At 57.9% G+C, this 611-nt stretch carries 2 pseudogenes; one reads left to right on the top strand and one right to left on the bottom strand.

Annotated elements, in window-relative coordinates:
- Positions 1-93 (bottom strand): annotated as a pseudogene (locus tag BRO54_RS19705) (30S ribosomal protein S12); the annotation flags it as partial.
- Here BRO54_RS19705 and BRO54_RS18915 point away from each other — a divergent pair.
- Positions 93-611 (top strand): annotated as a pseudogene (locus BRO54_RS18915) (diaminopimelate decarboxylase family protein); the annotation flags it as partial. The pseudogenes BRO54_RS19705 and BRO54_RS18915 sit on opposite strands and share 1 nt — an antisense overlap.

Here is a 611-nt window from a genome sequence, read left to right as displayed (position 1 = left end):
TTCGAACGACCTTGCATCCGATTTCGCTACGCCTGCGGCATCCAACGCCCCACGGATGATATGGTAGCGCACCCCCGGCAAGTCTTTGACACGTCACGCCGGGGGTCGAGGCGCATACGCACGATTACATTTTAACCGGGCAAGAAGATTCAAAGTTCGGCTTTGACTTAAACAACGGTCAGGCGGACGAGGCGTTTCGCCGTGTCATGGCGTCGGCCGCGTTTCAGCTAGCTCGGCGTTCATTGCCATATCGGCTCGCAAATTTTTGAAACAGCTGGGTTTGTGCTCGCGGCGCAAAAAGTGTTTGCCAAGCTGGCCGAGTGGAACAAGGCGCACGGATTTGTCCCAGCGGTTGTCAATCTTGGCGGCGGCTTTGGCATCCGCTATACGGAGGAAGACGATCCGATTCCGGTGACAGCGTACGTCGACTGCATCGTGGAAGAGGTGAAAAGGCAGGCCGAAGCTTGCCGCTTGCCGCTGCCGGAAATTTGGATCGAGCCGGGCCGGTCGCTCGTGGGTGATGCCGGGACGACGATTTATACGATCGGTTCGCGCAAAGAGGTGCCCAACGTCCGCACATATATTGCCGTTGACGGCGGCATGAGCGACGA

Origin of the sequence: Geobacillus proteiniphilus (assembly GCF_001908025.1) — a bacterium.
GTDB classification, from domain to species: domain Bacteria; phylum Bacillota; class Bacilli; order Bacillales; family Anoxybacillaceae; genus Geobacillus; species Geobacillus proteiniphilus.
Note: the sequence above shows the minus strand (reverse complement) of the source record. Positions and strands in the feature narration are given on the sequence as shown.